This is a genomic window from Mesorhizobium sp. SEMIA396 (assembly GCF_024518615.1).
Taxonomy (GTDB): Bacteria; Pseudomonadota; Alphaproteobacteria; order Rhizobiales; family Rhizobiaceae; genus Mesorhizobium.
In genome coordinates this window covers 128205-145474 of sequence record NZ_JANIFC010000001.1, presented here as the reverse complement: position 1 = coordinate 145474, position 17270 = coordinate 128205, and the positions used below count along the sequence as shown (strand labels likewise).

13 protein-coding genes are annotated in these 17270 nt (G+C 64.2%); 9 read left to right on the top strand and 4 right to left on the bottom strand.

Annotation, left to right across the window (positions count from 1 at the left end; translation table 11 throughout):
- The first annotated feature begins 3 nt into the window (after positions 1–3).
- Complete coding sequence (locus NP503_RS00710) at positions 4–909, top strand: allantoinase PuuE (RefSeq protein ID WP_127267675.1); 906 nt, start codon at positions 4–6, stop codon at positions 907–909.
- 144 nt (positions 910–1053) lie between these two features.
- On the opposite strand, the gene NP503_RS00705 is transcribed toward NP503_RS00710, so the two are convergent.
- The 4 genes from NP503_RS00705 to NP503_RS00690 all read right to left on the bottom strand — a co-directional run bounded on the left by NP503_RS00705 (position 1054) and on the right by NP503_RS00690 (position 7252).
- Complete coding sequence (locus NP503_RS00705; RefSeq protein WP_127267676.1) at positions 1054–1824, bottom strand: SMP-30/gluconolactonase/LRE family protein; 771 nt, start codon at positions 1822–1824, stop codon at positions 1054–1056.
- 116 nt (positions 1825–1940) lie between these two features.
- Positions 1941–4361 carry an FAD-dependent oxidoreductase gene (locus NP503_RS00700; protein WP_127267677.1) on the bottom strand — a complete coding sequence of 807 codons (2421 nt, stop codon included), beginning with the start codon at positions 4359–4361 and terminating at the stop codon, positions 1941–1943.
- A 151-nt stretch (positions 4362–4512) separates the two neighbouring features.
- Positions 4513–6168, bottom strand: coding sequence for an ABC transporter substrate-binding protein (locus tag NP503_RS00695; RefSeq protein WP_127269656.1), 1656 nt, complete (start codon positions 6166–6168; stop codon positions 4513–4515).
- Positions 6169–6364: 196 nt separating this feature from the next.
- On the bottom strand, positions 6365–7252 hold the full coding sequence (locus NP503_RS00690) for a LysR substrate-binding domain-containing protein (protein WP_127267563.1): 888 nt from the start codon (positions 7250–7252) through the stop codon (positions 6365–6367).
- Between the two features lie 168 nt (positions 7253–7420).
- Here NP503_RS00690 and NP503_RS00685 point away from each other — a divergent pair, with 168 nt between their 5' ends.
- Genes NP503_RS00685 through NP503_RS00650 form a run of 8 tightly spaced genes read left to right on the top strand, consistent with a single transcriptional unit; the run spans position 7421 to position 17263 of the window.
- Complete coding sequence (locus NP503_RS00685; RefSeq protein WP_236382672.1) at positions 7421–8839, top strand: MmgE/PrpD family protein; 1419 nt, start codon at positions 7421–7423, stop codon at positions 8837–8839.
- 6 nt (positions 8840–8845) lie between these two features.
- Positions 8846–10087, top strand: coding sequence for an FAD-dependent oxidoreductase (locus NP503_RS00680; RefSeq protein ID WP_127267565.1), 1242 nt, complete (start codon positions 8846–8848; stop codon positions 10085–10087).
- Between the two features lie 19 nt (positions 10088–10106).
- Positions 10107–10373 (top strand): sarcosine oxidase subunit delta, encoded by a 267-nt coding sequence (locus tag NP503_RS00675; RefSeq protein WP_127267566.1) that lies wholly within the window; start codon positions 10107–10109, stop codon positions 10371–10373.
- Positions 10370–13228, top strand: a complete 2859-nt coding sequence (locus NP503_RS00670; RefSeq protein ID WP_127267567.1) for a 2Fe-2S iron-sulfur cluster-binding protein — start codon at positions 10370–10372, stop codon at positions 13226–13228. Before NP503_RS00675 ends, NP503_RS00670 begins: the two co-directional genes overlap by 4 nt.
- On the top strand, positions 13229–13819 hold the full coding sequence (locus tag NP503_RS00665) for a hypothetical protein (protein WP_127267568.1): 591 nt from the start codon (positions 13229–13231) through the stop codon (positions 13817–13819).
- The gene (locus tag NP503_RS00660; protein WP_127267569.1) at positions 13816–14724 is read left to right on the top strand and encodes a dihydrodipicolinate synthase family protein; all 909 of its coding nucleotides are present in this window, start codon (positions 13816–13818) and stop codon (positions 14722–14724) included. Before NP503_RS00665 ends, NP503_RS00660 begins: the two co-directional genes overlap by 4 nt.
- A gap of 8 nt (positions 14725–14732) precedes the next feature.
- On the top strand, positions 14733–15701 hold the full coding sequence (locus tag NP503_RS00655; RefSeq protein WP_127267570.1) for a D-2-hydroxyacid dehydrogenase: 969 nt from the start codon (positions 14733–14735) through the stop codon (positions 15699–15701).
- Between the two features lie 20 nt (positions 15702–15721).
- A complete protein-coding gene (locus tag NP503_RS00650) occupies positions 15722–17263 on the top strand; it encodes a trimethylamine methyltransferase family protein (protein WP_127269654.1) in 1542 nt (513 codons plus the stop codon).
- Positions 17264–17270: the final 7 nt, after the last annotated feature.

Genomic DNA, 17270 nt, shown 5'->3' with positions numbered 1-17270 from the left:
GAGATGCCGTATTTGCCTGCCCGTGACTTTATCGGCTATGGCGACAAGCCGCCTGCCGCGCAGTGGCCCGGCGGCGCCAAGCTGGCGCTCAACATCGTCGTCAACTATGAGGAAGGCGCCGAATACAGCATCGACGAGGGCGACGGCGTCTCCGAGGCGATTCTGTCGGATCTTGCCGTGTCTCCGGCGGTGCCGGGTCTGCGCAACCGCAATATGGAATCGCTCTACGAATATGGCTCACGCGTCGGCATCTGGCGGCTCGCCTCGCTGTTTCAGGACAAGGACGTCATCCCGACATTCTACGTGGTGGGGCGCGCGCTCGAGCTCAATCCGGCGGCCGGCAAGGCGATCGCAGCACTTGGCAGTGACATCGTCTGCCATGGCTGGCGCTGGATCGATTACGCGCCGTTGAGCGAGGCCGAGGAGCGCAATCACATCGCGATGACCGTGGATACCGTCGAGAGCCTGACCGGCATTCGCCCGCTCGGCTGGTACACCGGCCGGCCCAGCCTCAACACAAGGCGGCTGGTGGCCGAACATGGCGGCTTCCTCTACGATTGCGACGACTACAATGACGACCTGCCCTATTTCGTCGACGTCGATGCCAAGCGGCATCTGGTGGTGCCGCATAGTTTCGACAACAATGACAGCCGGTTCTCGCGCGGCTCCGGCCTGGAGACAGGCAGCCAGTTCTTCGAATATGTCAGCGATGGTGTGGACTGGCTGCTGGCCGAAGCGGAACGGACGCCACGCATGATGACAGTGTCGCTGCACTGCCGGCTGGCAGCACGGCCGGGCCGCATGATCGGGCTCGCCCGCTTCCTCGACAAGATCAAGGCCAATCCAGACATCTGGATTTGCCGCCGCTCGGACCTTGCCCAACATTGGCTGGATCGGTTCGGCGGCTGACGCCATCAACCGGACCGGTCGGGCGAAGCCTTCACCCGTCCGTCAGTGAACGCGCTATTTGTTTGGAATCTCGTAGACCTTGCCGTACCAGGGCACGGCATCGATTTGATCGAGCGCCATGACGTAGAGCACATTCTCGTCGGGTTAGAAGGCAAAGTTCGGCACGGATGGCGACGGCACTGAAAGCGTGCGCCGCAGCTTGCCGCCCTCATCGACGACGAGGATCTTGCCTGGCGCACCGAGCGAGCGTGGGCTCTGGCCGATATACATCTCGCCCGCCTTGTCCATCTTGATGCCGTCAGGCCAGATGTGCGGCTGGTTCGGGAACAGATCATCGAGGCGCAGGAAGACGCGGCGGTTGTTCAGGGGCGTGATCGGGCTGGACATCGAACTCGATGATGATCCGGTTGTCCTCGGTCTCGACCAGATAGAGCATCTTGCCGTCGTTCGAGATGACGAGACCATTGGCGTTGTGCAGGTCGCGGCATCGATCAACGGCCCGCCCTTGCCGGAGCCGGTGAAATAGATGCCACCATCCTTGTCGGGCGCGAAATCATTCGGTCCGCTGAACGGATTGCCGTCCGTGTCCTTGTCATAGGCCGGCAGCGACTTGCCGTCGGCGAAGATGCGGCCGATCGTGTTGTTGTCATAACAAGTAACGAGGAACTCGCCGGTCGTTGTCGGCAGTACAGCCGAAGGGCCGCAGCCGTCCATCTTCCAGAAGATCGCGTTCTTCTTGCCGTCCCACACGTCCACGGAGCCGCGGCCGTGTTCAACGTAGAAGAGCTTGTCCTGATACCAGATCGGACCTTCGGCAAGCCACGCATCGTCATTGATCGCTTTGACGTTCGCCGCGTGCGTGAAGGACGTGAGAATGAGGGCAAACATGGTGCCCAGCAGATGCCGTTTGATCATGCGATCCCCCTTTGTTTTCAGGTGGTCGAAAATCTTCCTCGTTCAGCTCCGCCGGCGTCTCCGGCCGGCTTCGGTTTTCGTCAGTTGGCTCACTGGGCGAACGGGTGGCCGAGCTTCTACGAGCGCAGCCGCTTGCCCTCGGGGTCGAATGGCGGATGCGGCAGCAGGATTGCCTCATGCGGCCTTCCCAGTATGGCGACCGAGACCTTGTCGCCGGCCTTGGCGGAGCCCGCTTTGACATAGCCAAGCGCCAGCGACTGCTCGACGAAATAGCCGTAGGCGCCTGAAGATACCTGGCCGATCGGCGTGCCGTCGGTGAGGAAGATCGGCTCGCCGCCGGTCGCGTCGGCATCCCTGGCGTCGATCGACAGCATGATGAGCTCATCGCGTACCGGCTTGCCGGCGATGGCAGCGTAGGCATCGCGGTTGAGGAACGCGCCCTTGTCCAGTTTGACAAGGCGATCGAACTTGACCTCCTGCGGCCAATATTCGGGCGAATATTCGCGGCTCCAGCTGCCATAGCCCTTCTCGACGCGCAGCGACATCAGCGCGCGCGAGCCGACCGGTCCGGCGCCGACTTCCTTGCCGGCCTTGAGTAGCGCGCCGTAAAGCTCGACCTGGTCAGTGGCTTCACAATGCAGTTCCCAGCCAAGGTCGCCGGTGAAGGACACTCTGAGCGCCACCACATCGATGCCGGCGACGGTGGTCCGGCGCGACTGCATGAAGGGGAACGCCTCGTTCGACAGATCCTCATTGGTCAGGCGCTGCAGCAGGTCGCGCGAACTCGGTCCCGCTACGTTGAAGCCGCAGAGGTCCTCGGTGCGCGAGCGGAACGTCGTGCCCTCGGGCAAGGGGACGGCCTTGAAGAACCGTAGATGGAAGCGCTCGGCCATGCCGGAGCCGATGACCATGAATTCGTCGTCCGCGAGCCTGGTCACGGTGAAGTCGCCGGCGATGCCGCCGCGTTTGCCGATCAGCGGCGTGAGGCAGGAGCGGCCGATCTTTGTCGGCATGCGGTTGGCGAACAGCGCATTGAGCCAGGCCTCGGCACCAGCGCCCTTGACCTCGTATTTGGCGAAATTGGAGATGTCGATGATGCCGGCGCGTTCGCGCAGCATGCGCGCCTCGCGGCCCACCGGTCCCCACCAGTTCTGGCGCGTGAAGCCGATCGTCTCCTCGCGCGGCTCGCCCTCGGCGGCGTACCACAGCGGGTGCTCCCAACCGAAATTGAGACCGAAAACAGCGTTCATTCCCTTTTGCATGTCGTAGGCAGGCCGGGTCCGCACCGGCCGCCCGGCGGCGCGTTCCTCGTTGGGGAAGTGGATCTTGAAGCGATGGCTGTACTGATCCTGGACGCGGGCCTTGGTGAAGGCCTTGCCGGCCCAGTGGCCGAAGCGCGCCATGTCCCAGGCGAACATGTCGAGCGAAGGTTCACCCTCGATCATCCACTCGGCCGCCAGCTTCCCCATGCCGCCCGACTGCGAGAAGCCGGGAATTATGCCGTTGCAACAGAAATAGTTGCTCAGTTCGGGCACCGGTCCGAACAGCACGGCACTGTCCGGCGACCAGATCATCGGTCCGTTGATCACCTTTTTGACGCCGGCGGTGCCGACGGCCGGGACGCGCGCGATCGCGCGCAGCATGTTCTCTTCGATACGGTCGAGATCGTCGGGAAACAGTTCATGGCCGAAATCCAGCGGCGTGCCGTCCTCAGCCCAGAACTTCATCTTGCGCTCATAGGCGCCGATGAGCAGCCCCAGGCCTTCCTGGCGCAGATAGTACTCGCCATCGCGATCGGCGACCGAAGGCAGCCGGCGGCCCATGGCCGCAATTTCCGGGATGGTCTCGGTGACGAAATACTGGTGCTCGGTCGGGATCAAAGGCAGTTGCAGGCCAGCCATCGCGGCGACCTCCCTGCCCCACAGGCCGGCGGCGTTTACCACCCATTGTGTGTGGATGTCGCCCTTCGGCGTGCGCACGATCCAGCTGCCGTCGGGTTGCGCCTCGGTGGCGGTGACCGGCTTGAAGCGATGGATCTCGGCACCGCGCTGACGCGCGCCGGCGGCGTAGGCGGCGGTGACGCCGGACGGGTCGACATTGCCGCCTTCCGGCTCGTACATGATGCAGCGTATGCCGTCGAAGTCGACCAGCGGATGCAGCCGCTCCGCCTCGTCGCGCGCGACTTCGTAGAAATTCATCTTGTAGCGCCGCGCCTTGGCTTCCTGGAGCCTCAGCTGATGCTCGCGCGCCTCGGTCTGGGCCAGATAGAGCGAGCCCGGCTGAAAGATGCCGCAGCCCTGGCCGGTCTCGGCTTCCAGTTCCTTGTAGAGCGCCATGGTGTAGTGCTGGAGGCGGCTGATGTTGGTGGAATCATGCAGGCCGTGGATGTTGGCCGCCGCGTGCCAGGTGGAGCCGGAGGTCAGTTCGCTGCGCTCCAGAAGGACGACATCCGTCCAGCCGAACTTGGCAAGATGATAGAGGATCGAGCAGCCAATCAGACCACCGCCGATGACGACGGCTTGTGCATGAGTACGCATGTTTCTTCCCTTGGTTCGGCGACTTTTCTTCTTTGCGCTTTCGAGAAGCGCCTTGGAGATCTGTTTGGCTGGCTGGTCAATCAGAGTCGCCCAGTGACCCCCCAGGGGCGCAACATGCGCCCCTGGCTTTTTTTGCCGTGACCGGCCCGGCCTAGGCCTTGTCGAGCCAGACCTTATCCAGCTGCAGTTCGAATGTCTGATGCATGCCGAGGTTCTTCACATAGGTCGCATGGTGCCGGTAAAGCGAGCGCCAGAACGCCTGGACGAGGATGCCGGAGTCCTGCAGGATGAATTCGACGTCCTTCATCAGTTCCTTGCGCTTGTCGACATCCGCCATGGCGAGCGCCGCGTTGAGCTTCTTGTCGAATTCCGGGTTGGCGTAGCCGGACTCGTTCCAGGCCTCGCCGCTGCGATAGGCGATCGCCAGCACCTGGACGCCGAGCGGCCGCATGCCCCAATCGGTGGTCGACCACGGATATTTCGTCCAGTCGTTCCAGAACGACGAACCTGGAATGATGGTTCGCTTGACCTTGAAGCCGGCCTCGCGCATCTGCGCGGCGACGACGTCGGCGGGGTCCTTCACATAGTCCGCATCGTAGGAGATCAGCTCGAACTCGTGATCCGTCTGGCCGGCCTCGGCCATCAGCGCCTTGGCCTTGGCGAGATCGCGTGGAACTTTCGGCAAAGCGTAATATTCCGGATGGATCGGGCAGACATGGTGGTTTTCGGCGACCTGTCCAAGGCCGCTATAGCCGAGCTTCAGCACCGTCTCATTGTCGACCACGAGCTGGATGGCGTTGCGCACCCGCTTGTCGTCATAAGGTTTGTTGGTCACATTGGTGCGCAGCACGATGGTTCCGGCCGTGACGACCGGCTCCTTGACCAGGCCCATGCTGTCATAGAGGTCGACCGTGCCGCCCACCGTCTGGTAGTTGCAATCGATCTCACCGGCCTCGAAGGCGCTGGCGATGGCGGGGTTGGACGCGTCCGATCCGTAGTCGGTCCAGTCGACGCCATCGAGATAGGGGTCGCCCCCAAACCAGGTGAAGTCCTTGCGTCGCCGCACCGCGGCCGATTCGCCGACCTTGTATGAGATCAGCTCATAGGGGCCGGTGCCGGGCGTCTTGAGCATGTCGCCGCCGTCCTTGTCGAAGTCGCGATGGACGATGATCGCCGGATAATCGGCAAAGCCCGGAATGATCGTGACGTCGGACTGTTGGCATTTCAGCTTCACCGTGTGGTCGTCGACCTTGGTGATGGCGCCGGCTGCCGCTTTCTTGGTGGCGGGATCGATGAGGGAGTTCATGCGCCCGGCCATCGAATTGCCTTCGGCCGCCTTGTCGCACCAGCGCTCGATGTTGTGGACGATGTCGTCGGCGTTGAAGTCGTCGCCATTCGACCACTTCACGCCCTTGCGCAGATGCAGCGTATATTCGACAGCGTCGTCGCTCACCTCCCAGCTTTCGACCAGGTGGCCCTCGAAGGTGAAGTCGGTGGTGTAGCGGATCATGTAGTCGTTGCACTGGCGCATGACATTGGCGATCTCGGACCAGTCCCAGGAGCGCGGATCCTTCATTTCCTTGATGATCATCTGCATCTTCAGGATGCCGCCCTTCTTGCCCGGCTCCAGTGCGGCGGCCTGCGCAGGCGACGAGCCGATCATTGAATAGGCGAACGCCGTGGAAGCGCCCATCGCGCTCGCCATGGCAAGAAACTCGCGGCGATCCATGCCGCCCTTCCTGACTTCGTCTGCGTAGCTTTCGATGACGGCCGGGACGCGGTCACCGTTGCTCTTGAAAATCGTCATTGTGATTCTCCGGTTTGGGCTTTCCGCCCGTTACATTCCCCTTGCGTGGAAGATGTTAGAGGCGATGCAAAAATCCCGGAAGGGCTTGAGCCCCGGCAAACGGCCGAAAACCAGCCAATAAGACCTAAAAAAACGAAGCCATTGGCGTGTCAATTTTTGAGTTGGAGAATTCACAAGGGGGTAGGACGAACAGCGCTTAAGCGCCATCCTCCTGCGCCCGCAGCAGAATCCATTCCCGCACCGTGCGCGCGATGGTCCCCTTCGAAAGCTGGTTTTCGGTGAGGTAGTAGTTCCACGGACTGGCCGGCCGGACCGGGAACGGTTCGACAAGCAGTCCCCGCCGCAGATACGCGTGGGCAAGCGAGCGCTGGGTCGCGACGAGCCCTGCCCCCATGGCGGCCAGCTCAAGCGCGATGTTGGAAGCGTTGGTCGTCAGGCCCTTGTCGTGATCGTCCATGTCGACGCCCAGTGCCGACGTGACGACCTGCCAATATTCCTGGCGGCCATGCACGAAGATCCAATCGACCTTGAGTATATCCCGAGGCAGCTTCAGGGCGCCCTCGCCATCCAGCAGCGTCGGCGCGCACAGCAGAACCAGCTCGTCGTTCCACAATGGAAGGCCCGCGGGCGGACGGTCGTCGAAACGCCGCGTCGAAATGGTGATGTCGGCGATCTGCTCGCTGAGGTCCTCCCAGATCGTGCCATGCAGCACGATCTCGATTTCGGGATGTTTCTTGCGAAAGGCGGCCATGCAGCCCGCCAGCCAGTTCTCCGCCAGGCTCATCGGGCAGGAGACGACCACCGTGCGGTTGCGCGACGAAGTCACGATCGCCTCCGTCGCCTGGTCGATCTGATCGAGCGCCTGCCGCAAGGTGGGAAGGAAGGCCTCGCCCATTTCGGTGAGCTTGAGACTGCGCGGATAGCGGATGAACAATTGCCGGCCGATATAATGTTCAAGCGCGCGGACATGCGTGCTGACCGCTGCCTGCGTGTATCCGAGCTCCTTGGCGGCCAGGGTGAAGGAGAGGTGCCGGGCCGAACTCTCGAATGACCTGATATAGTTCAACGGGGGTGGTGGCTTCATCTGCGGCTCCTGCTTCGTGCAGTGAGAGGTAAACCATGGAAGCGCCGGCGTTCAATCGCAGGCAAGCGACAAGACATAGATATTTTTGGCCAAAGCCGCCGAACTAATTGCGTGAAAGCGCGATGGACCCAAATTAATGATGTCGTGACGCAGAGGGGAGTGATGCCAGTGGCTGTGCCGTCGCACCGGCGTGAAGGGCTTGACGCGAGTACCAGCGTGGCGGTTCGCCTGGCCGATTTCGTGTTGCGGCGGCCGGCGGCCGTATTCCCTCTCCCTGTCCTGGAACAGGCGCGATATCTCCTGCTCGACACGCTCGGAATAGCCATTGCGGCTAGCCCGATGGAAGCCGGCCGGATCGCCCGCGACACCGCCGCCCTTCTCTACGGCTCCGCCGATCCTCCGCATTCGGCGCGCATGCTTTTCGACGGCCGCCGCGCCAGCATCGCCGGGGCCGCTTATGCGGCCGCAACGCAGATCGACAATCTCGATGGCCATGACGGTTACAGCCCGACCAAGGGCCATATCGGCGTCGCCGTCGTTCCGGCGCTGGCAGCGCTGGCGGAGGCGCTCCCCGACCTCAGCGGGCCGGAAGCGCTGGCATCGCTTGTCGTCGGCTACGAAGTCGCCGGCCGGGCCGGCATCGCGCTGCATGCGACGGTGTCGGACTACCACACGTCAGGCGCATGGAATGCCGTGGGCGTGGCCGCGCTCGCGGCAAGATTGCGGCGGCTCGGCGAAAAGCAATTCCGGGAGGCGCTAGGCATTGCCGAATATCATGGCCCGCGCAGCCAGATGATGCGCGAGATCGCTACGCCGACGATGCTGCACGACGGCTCGGGTATCGGCGCGCTGACCGGCCTGTCCGCTGCCGTGCTGGCCGAGCGCGGCTTCACCGGCGCGCCGGCGATCACGGTCGAGGCGCCCGAAATCGCCGCTCATTGGCAGGATCTCGGCGCCTTCTGGCAGGTGCTGCATCAATATGTGAAGCCCTACCCGATCTGCCGCTGGGCGCATGCGGCCATCGACGCAACGCGTGGCCTCGTCCTGGCGCATAACCTGACCCCGTCGGAGATCAGCCATGTCGAGGTCAACAGCTTCCACTACGCCGTGACACTGTTCGACGGGGTGCCGGACACGACCTCGAAGGCGCAATACAGCCTGCGCTTCGCCGTCGCGACCTTCATCATGCATGGCCGCATCGGTCTGGAGCACATTTCCGGCAACGGGCTTGAGGATGCCGCCGTCGCCGAACTGCTGAGCCGCATCACGGTCCGGGAATCGGAGCGCCACAGCGTCCGCTTCCCCTCGGGGCGCTGGGCCGACGTGGCGATCACGACCACGGACGGGCGCGTGCTTGCTTCCGGCGACGTCCACGCGCGCGGCGGACCCGAGGCGCCGCTGACACTGGCTGAGATCGAGGCCAAGTATATGGAGTTCGCGACGCCGGTGCTCGGACAGGGCCGTGCCAGCGCGATCCGCGACGCGGTCCTTTCGCTTGCCGATCAGGACAGCCGCTTCTCCGATCTTTCGGTATTGCTCTACGATCCGCCCCTCGTCAGCATGACCCTCCAACGGCCAGCGTGGTAGCCTGAAATGCCGCTCAGGCTTCTGAAATACGGTCTCAGCAGGGACTATCCGGTCAGCGGCGACATTCCGGCAACACCGGACCTCAAGCCATCCTACGATGTGGTGATTGTCGGCGGCGGCGGGCATGGATTGGCGTGCGCGCATCATCTTTCGAAATATCACGGCATAAGCAGCGTCGCGGTGATCGAGAAGGGCTACCTCGCGGGCGGCAACACGGCGCGCAACACGACCACGATCCGCTCGAACTACATCACACCGGAAGGCATCGCCTTCTACAAGGAAGCGGTCGAGCTGTTCGAGGGCCTGTCGCAGGAACTCGACTTCAACGTCATGTTCTCGCAGCGCGGCCAGCTGACGCTGGCGCACACGGAAGCGACCCTGCGCAGCTTTCATGCGCGCGCCGAGATGGGCAAGCATCTGGGCACGCGCACCGAAGTCGTCGACCAGAAAGCGGTCGAAGAGCTCGCACCGTCCCTCAACATGGACTATGGCGGCACGCTTGAGATCCTTGGCGGGCTCTGGCATGCCGATGGCGGAACCGCGCGGCATGATGCGGTTGCCTGGGGCTATGCCGCGCAGGCGTCGCGGCGCGGCGTCGAGATACACCAGCGGACCGAAGTGGAAGGTTTCGAGGTCGTCGGCGACCGGGTCCAGGCCGTCAAGACCAACCGCGGCCGCATTGCCTGCGGCCAGGTGCTGATCGCGACCGGCGGGATGAATTACGACGTGGCGCTGATGGCCGGCGTCGAACTTCCCATCCGCTGCTATCCGCTGCAGGCGATGGTGACGCAGCCGCTGAAGCCCTGGCTGGATACGCTGGTTTCCTCCGTCTCGCTGCACACCTACCTGGTGCAGTCCTCGCGCGGCGAGGTCGTCATCGGCGGCGGCTCCGATCCCTACCAGCTCTACTCGACGCGCTCGACGCTCGACATGAAGGAACACCTCGCCGAGGGCGCCGTGCATCTCTTCCCGTTCCTGCAGGGCGTGCGGCTGCTGAGGCAATGGGCCGGGATTACCGACATGACGCCCGACTACAGCCCGATCATGGGTGCCAGTCCACTCGAAAATCTTTGGCTCGATTGCGGTTGGGGGACGTGGGGGTTCAAGGCAACACCGGTCGCCGGCAAACGCATGGCGGAGACGATCGCCAGGGGCCGCGTGCCCGACATATTGAAGCCGTTCGCGCTGGAACGTTTCGAGACGTTCCGGCTGCTCAACGAAATGGGCGCTACGGCGGCCAGTCACTGACCATGAAACGCCGCTGACCATGAAGATCCTGACCTGCCCGATGAACGGCCAGCGCAATATAGACGAGTTCCAGTCGTTCGGGCCCGTCCGCGCCGAGCTGGATCCGGACCGGGCCGCCGATGCCGACTGGTCGCGACACCTGTTCCGCGCCGAAAATCGCAAGGGCGTCGTGGTCGAGTGGTGGCGGCACGTGCCCAGCAATTACTTCTTCCTGGCCGAGCGCGACCTCGTCACCAACGAGATCATCCGCACCTTCGATGCTTCCGAACACCGAGCTCAACCATGAACCGGCTGGCTGAGCCCTGGGGCAGCAGGATCGACCGAAGCCGCCCCATCCGCTTCACATTCGAAGGCAAGAACTTCGAGGGCTATGCCGGTGACAGCATCGCCAGCGCGCTCGCTGCCTCCGGACAATGGGTGCTGTCGCGGTCCTTCAAATATCATCGGCCGCGCGGCATCCTTTCGATGACCGGGGCGGATGCCAACACGCTGGTGCAACTGCCGTTCGAGCCGAACGTCGCCGCAGACCGCACGCCGATCAGCGAGGGGTTGCGGATCAGCGCGCAGAACGTCAACGGCACGCTCGAGCGCGACCGCGACGCGATCATCGACAGGCTGGGACGGTTTATGCCGGTCGGCTTCTACTACCGCACCTTCATGGGGCCGCGCCGCGACAGCTGGCAGAAATTCTGGGAGCCGATGATCCGCCGCAAGGCCGGACTGGGCGTGGTCGACACCACCGCTCCGCGCCGGCATTTCGACAAGACGCACCTGCACTGCGACATTCTCGTGGTCGGCGCCGGTCCGGCAGGACTGAACGCCGCCATCGCTGCCGCCGAGGCGGGCGCGGATGTCGTGCTCTGCGACGAGAACCCGGAGATCGGCGGGTCGCTGACCTATGGCCGGCATGATCCGGCCATGCTTGCCGACCTGTCCTCCCGGCTGCGGGCCCTGCCAAATCTGCGCCTGCTGACCGGGACCGTCTGCAACGGATGGTACGAGGACAACTGGCTGCCGCTGATCCAGGGCGACCGGCTCTATCGCACCCGCGCCCGCGCCGTGATCCTGGCCACCGGCTCGATCGAACAGCCCGCCATCTTCCGCAACAACGACCTGCCGGGAATCATGTTCGGCGGCGCTGTGCAGCGGCTGATCCGCCATTACGGCGTGCGCCCCGGACAAAAGGCCGTGGTGCTGGCCACCGGCGACGAAGGCTATTGTGTCGCGCTCGATCTGGTCGAAGCCGGCGTCTCGGTGATGCAAGTCGTTGATCCGAGATCCAGCGGCGAGACGGGCGCCTTCGAAGCCGAATTGCACGGCAAGGGCGTGGCCATCCGGAAGGCCGCGGCGATCGAAGCCGCCGAGGGGACAGCGGGAAATCGTCACCTTGCGCGGGTTCGCATCGGCGGGCACTGGATCGAGTGCGACCTGCTGGCTGTCTCGGCTGGCAAGGTGCCTGCCTGGCAGCTGCCTTGCCAGGCCGGCGCCAAGGTCGGCTACGACGCCACCACCGGATCAATGACGCTCAGCCTGCCGAAAGCACCGGTCCACCTTGCCGGCTCTGTCGCTGGAGACAGCGATCTGCAGGACGCGATTGCCGGCGGGCATCGCGCGGCCGTGGCCGCACGTTTGGGGCTCGGCCACGCTGTTGCAGAGGACAAAATATTCACCAGGCCGATGGCCACCAGCCCGGTCCATGTGCTGCCGATCGTCGCCGATCGGAAGGGCCGCGACTTCGTCGATTTCGACGAAGATCTGCAGGTCAAGGATCTGCAAAACGCGGTCAAGGAGGGTTATCGCGAGATCGAGCTGGTCAAACGCTTCAGCACCGTCGGCATGGGCCCGAGCCAGGGTCGCCATTCCGCGCTCGCAACAGCCAGGATCGTTGCCGAGGCGACCAACCGCGCGGTCGCCGAAGTCGGCATCACCACTGCCCGCCCGCCGGTCGGACCGGAGACGCTTGGCGTGCTTGCCGGCGACCACGAACCCCTTGAGCGGCGCACCGCACTGCATGCCAGGCACCTGGCGCTCAACGCCGTGATGAAGCCGGTGGGCGCATGGTGGCGGCCGTATTTCTATGGCGATGCCGGCGCGGCCGAAAAGACGATCCGCGACGAGATCATGGCGGTGCGGCAAGGGGTCGGCCTGCTCGACGTCTCGACGCTCGGCAAGCTGGAGCTGCGCGGGCCGGATGCTGGCGAGTTCCTCGACCGCCTCTACACAATGGCGCATGCCAACCAGCCTGTCGGGCGTGTGCGCTATTGCCTGATGCTCAACGAGATGGGCTCGGTGGTCGACGATGGCGTCGCTTACCGGATGGCGGACGACCGGTTCTATGTGACCGCCACCACGGGTGCGGTGGCGCGCGTCTATGCCGACATGCTGTTCTGGAACGCGCAATGGCGCTTGCGAGTCGATGTCCTCAACCTCACCGGCGCGTTCTGCGGCCTGAACGTCACCGGACCGAAAGCGAGGGCCGTGCTTCAGGCGCTGGACAGCGACATCGATTTCGACCGCGAGGCTTTCCCCTATCTCAGCGGTCGCGAAGGCGTTGTCGCCGGCGTGCCGGTGCGCGTCATGCGGATTGGTTTCACCGGCGAGCTGAGCTACGAACTGCATTGTCCATCCAGCCTCGCGCCCGCCCTTTGGGACGCGGTGATGACTGCCGGCGAACCTTACGGCTTGAAGCCTTACGGTCTCGAAGCCTCGCGCGTCCTTCGCCTGGAGAAGGGGCACATTCTGATCGGCCAGGACACCGACGCGATCACGACGCCTGACGAGCTCGGCTTTGGCTGGGCGGTCTCGAATAAGAAGCCTTTCTTTATCGGCAAACGGTCGATTGAGATGCGCGCAAGGCTGGGACAGTCACGCAAGCTCGTGGGCCTGCGATTTCCGGCCGATGCCAAAGATATACCCGGCGACAGCTGCCTCGTGCTGCGCGGAAATGATCCTGTCGGTCAGATCACCTCAATCGGGTTCTCGCCGACACTCGGCTGTAGCATCGCGCTGGCCTTTGTCCATGTTGACGACTCCACGGAAGGCAGCCTGGTGACGGTGAAGTGCCGGAACGGCAATCTGGTCGACGCGCCCGTGGTTGCTCACGCCTTCTTCGATCCCGCCAATGCACGGCAGGAGATGTAGATGGCGCCAAGCGCGGTTTTCCCCTTCATGGCCGGCGGCGCGGCGCACGGCACCAAGCTGCCCATCGGCGCGGTAACGCTGAGCGACCTGACGGCCACTCCGCGCTTTGGCCTGAAAGGCGGCGGCGGCGCCGCCTGGCTCACGGCGCACGGCATCGCGCTGCCTGCAGTCAATCGCATCGGCGCGCATCACGGCATGCGGATCCTGCGCCTCGGCAACGAGGACATCCTGCTGCTGGCCGAAGGTGCGGCCGAGGCGCTGGCCGAACTCAAAGCCGCCTGGGCGAACGATGCCGGGGCGAAAGCCTATTCATCCTGGCGCGAGGAAGGCTGGGCGTGGATGCGCCTCTCTGGCCCGCACGCGCCGCAAGCGATGGAACGGCTATGCGCGCTTGATCTCCGGGCCGACCAATTCGGTGTCGAAGACATAACGCAAACACGCGTCGGTCACGTCGAGGCGGTCACGTTCCGCTCGCAAGCGGGTTTTGATGTAATGTTCGACGTCACAGCGTCGGCCTACTTCGCCAGGACGACAGCGGCAGCGGCCACGCAGTGCATAGAGTTGCCGACCGATACGGAAGGACACACATGACCCGCCCGCAAGGAACCATCGCACCGATCCTGACGCCGTTCGAAAACGATGGCCGCATCGCGCGCGATCTCTGGATCTCGCATGCCAAATGGGTGCTGGGCCAAGGCGCGCATTTCCTGTCGCCGTTCGGCACCACCGGCGAGGCGCTGTCGCTGTCCTTGCACGAGCGCATGCAGGCGCTGGAGTGGCTGATCGAGGCCGGCATTTCGCCGAGCCGGCTGATGCCCGGCACCGGCGTCACCGCGCTGCCCGAAACCGTCGAGCTGTCGGCGCATGCGGTCGGGCTGGGCTGCGCCGGGGTGATGGTCCTGCCGTCGTTCTTCTACACCGCTGCCGGCGACAACGGCCAGGCCCGCTACTACACCGAACTGATCGCGCGGGTGGCGAACCCGGCAATGAAGATGATCCTATACCACATCCCGCAGAATTCCGGCGTGCCGGTGAGCCCCGCCTTGACCGCACGGCTGAGCGAGGCGTTTCCCGACACCGTCGTGGCTTACAAGGACAGCGCCGGTGACTGGAACAACACGGCGGCAGTGATTGCTGCGGCGCCCGCGGTCGCGGTCTTCCCGAGCTCGGAAGCACAGCTGACCAAGGGGCTCGCCAATGGTGCCGCGGGCTGCATCTCGGCGACCGTCAACCTCAATGCCGCGGCCATCCGGGCCCTCTACGATCGAGCGATCGCCGGCGAGGACGTTGCCGAGGCGGATGCGGCGGTCAAGGCGTTCCGCAAGATCATCCAGGATGCCGGCCTCATCCCGGCAATGAAGGCCGTGCTGGCGGTGCGCTCCGGTGACCAGCGCTGGCTGACCCTGCGCGCGCCGCACGAGAACGCGACACTCGAAAGTGGTGAAAAACTGCTTGCCGCGCTCGGTCCTTCGGCCGACCACATTGGCCCGAGCTGAGCGGCCCCATGTCGGCTGATCCATCCGTCATCCTGCACACCGACCGGCCAGCCGCTGCGCTGGCCGTGCTCGAGGAGACGCATCCGGATCTGACCGTCCATTGTTGCGACAGCTATGCCGCCCTGCCCGAGCTGATCGGGCGCGTGGCAGCGGAAGTGGTTTATTCCGTTCGCTTCGACGGCACCCCTCGCTATCCGCGCCAGGCGCTTGTCGAAAGCCCGAGCGTGAAATGGGTCTCCGTCGGCGGCTCCGGCACCGATCATCTCGGCAGTTGGGACCCCGAGCGGCTCACTGTGACGAATGCGGCGGGCGTCGCCGCCGGCATGCTGGCGGAATATGCGCTCGGCGCCATGCTGTCCTTCTCGCTTGACCTGCGCGGCTTCGAGCGCCGCCGGCAGGCGCGGCAATGGGGCGGTGGCCGCGTCGAGCCGATCGAAGGCAAGACGGTCTTGATCATCGGCCTTGGCAAGACGGGCACAGCCGTCGCCAGTCGCGCACAGGCAATGGGCATCCGCACGCTCGGCATCCGCGCGCGCCCAAAAGCCATGGACGGCCTCGACGAGGTGCATGGACCGGACGCGCTGCCGACCCTGCTTGGACGCGCCGACTTCATCGTATGCTGCGTTCCGCTGCTGTCCAGCACGCGCGGTCTTCTCGGTGCGGCGGCCTTCGCCGCAATGAAGCCTTCCTCCGTGCTGATCGACATATCGCGCGGCGGCGTCGTCGACGAGGCAGCCCTGCTCGCTGCGCTCGATAACAAGCGGATCAAGGGCGCCGCGCTTGATGTCTTCGCGACCGAGCCGCTGCCGGCGGGCCATCCGCTATGGGGTTACGAGAGCGTTGCCATCACTCCGCATTGCGCGGCGGTCTACGACGGTTGGGATATCAAGTCGGTGCGCATGTTCGCCGACAATCTGAAGCGCTACCGCGGCGGCGCGCCGCTTGAAAATGTCGTCAGTCCGGAACGCGGTTACTGAAGCGAGAGGAAAGCAGTCTCATGACACAGGACAGGCGCGGCGGTGGCCGCAGGGGGAAATCCGGACGCAGCGGCGGGGGCATCGCGCAACTGCTCTGGGAGCAGGTGAAGAACCCCTATCCGCCCATGCAACTGCTCGACGAAGAGCGGATGGAGCGGCTGCACGACACATCGATGCGCATCCTGTCGGAACTCGGCATCCGTGTCATGAGCGATCGGGTGATGGACCTGTTCGCCGACGCGGGCGCCATCGTCGACCGCGAGGAAAAGACCATTCGCATCGACGAAAGCCTGGTGCGCGAGGCGCTGCGGACAGTCCCGTCATCCTTCACGTTGACCAGCCGCAATCCGGAAAAGCAGGTGCATCTCGGCGGCAATTCGCTGGTCTTCGGCCTGGTTGCCGGACCGCCCAATGTACATGACCGCATCAATGGCCGCCGCCAGGGGAATTTGCCCGACTATCAGAACTTCATCCGGCTGGCGCACCACTTCAACGCCATCCACATCATCGGCAACCAGGTTGTGGCGCCGATGGAGCTGCCGGCCAATTCGCGCCATCTCGACACCTACTACGCAAATTTGACGCTCAGCGACCTCTCCTTCCATTGCACGGCGATCGGCAGCGCCAGGGCAATGGATGGGATCAACATGATGGCAATCTCGCGCGGCATTTCCGTCGAGGAGATGCGCACCTCTCCTGGCGTGACGACCATCATATCGATCAACTCGCCGCGGCTGTTCGATGACGCCATGGCGGAGGGCCTGATCGCAATGGCCGAGCACGGCCAGCCTGTAACCGTTACTCCCTTCACCCTGATGGGAGCGATGACGCCGGTGACGCTCGCGGCGGCCCTTTGCCAGCAGAACGCCGAAGCTCTGTTCGGCGTGGTGCTGACGCAGCTCGTCAACCCCGGCACGCCCGTGATGTATGGCGCCTTCACCTCCAATGTCGACATGAAGTCGGGCGCGCCGGCCTTCGGCACGCCGGAGAACGCCAAGGCCAACATCATCGCTGGCCAGTTGGCACGCCGCTACAATCTTCCCTACCGCACCTCGAATGCGAATGCCTCGAACGTGGTTGATCTGCAGGCCGCCTATGAGACGGAAATGGCGACATGGGGCGCGGTGCTGGGTGGCGCCAACTTGGTCTACCACGCTGCGGGCTGGCTGGAGGGCGGCCTGACTGCGTCCTACGAAAAGCTCATTCTCGATGTGGAGATCCTGCAGAACATGATGGAGTTCCTGCGCCCGCTGCCGTTCCAGGAGGACGATCTCGGTTTCGAGGCGATCAAGTCGGTACCGGCCGGCGGTCATTTCTTCGGCGCCGAACACACGATGTCGCGCTACACGACCGCCTTCTACCAGCCGATGCTGTCCAACTGGCAGAACCACGGCGCCTGGGAGGAGGCCGGCGGCAAGGATGCGCTGGAGCGGGCGACGGAGCTCTGGCAACAGGCGCTGCACGACTACGAAGAGCCGGTAATGGACCCCGCGATCCGAGAGGAGCTCGACGCCTATGTCGCACGCCGCCGCGAGGAGATCGCCGCCGATCCCGAAGGTTAGGACCTTT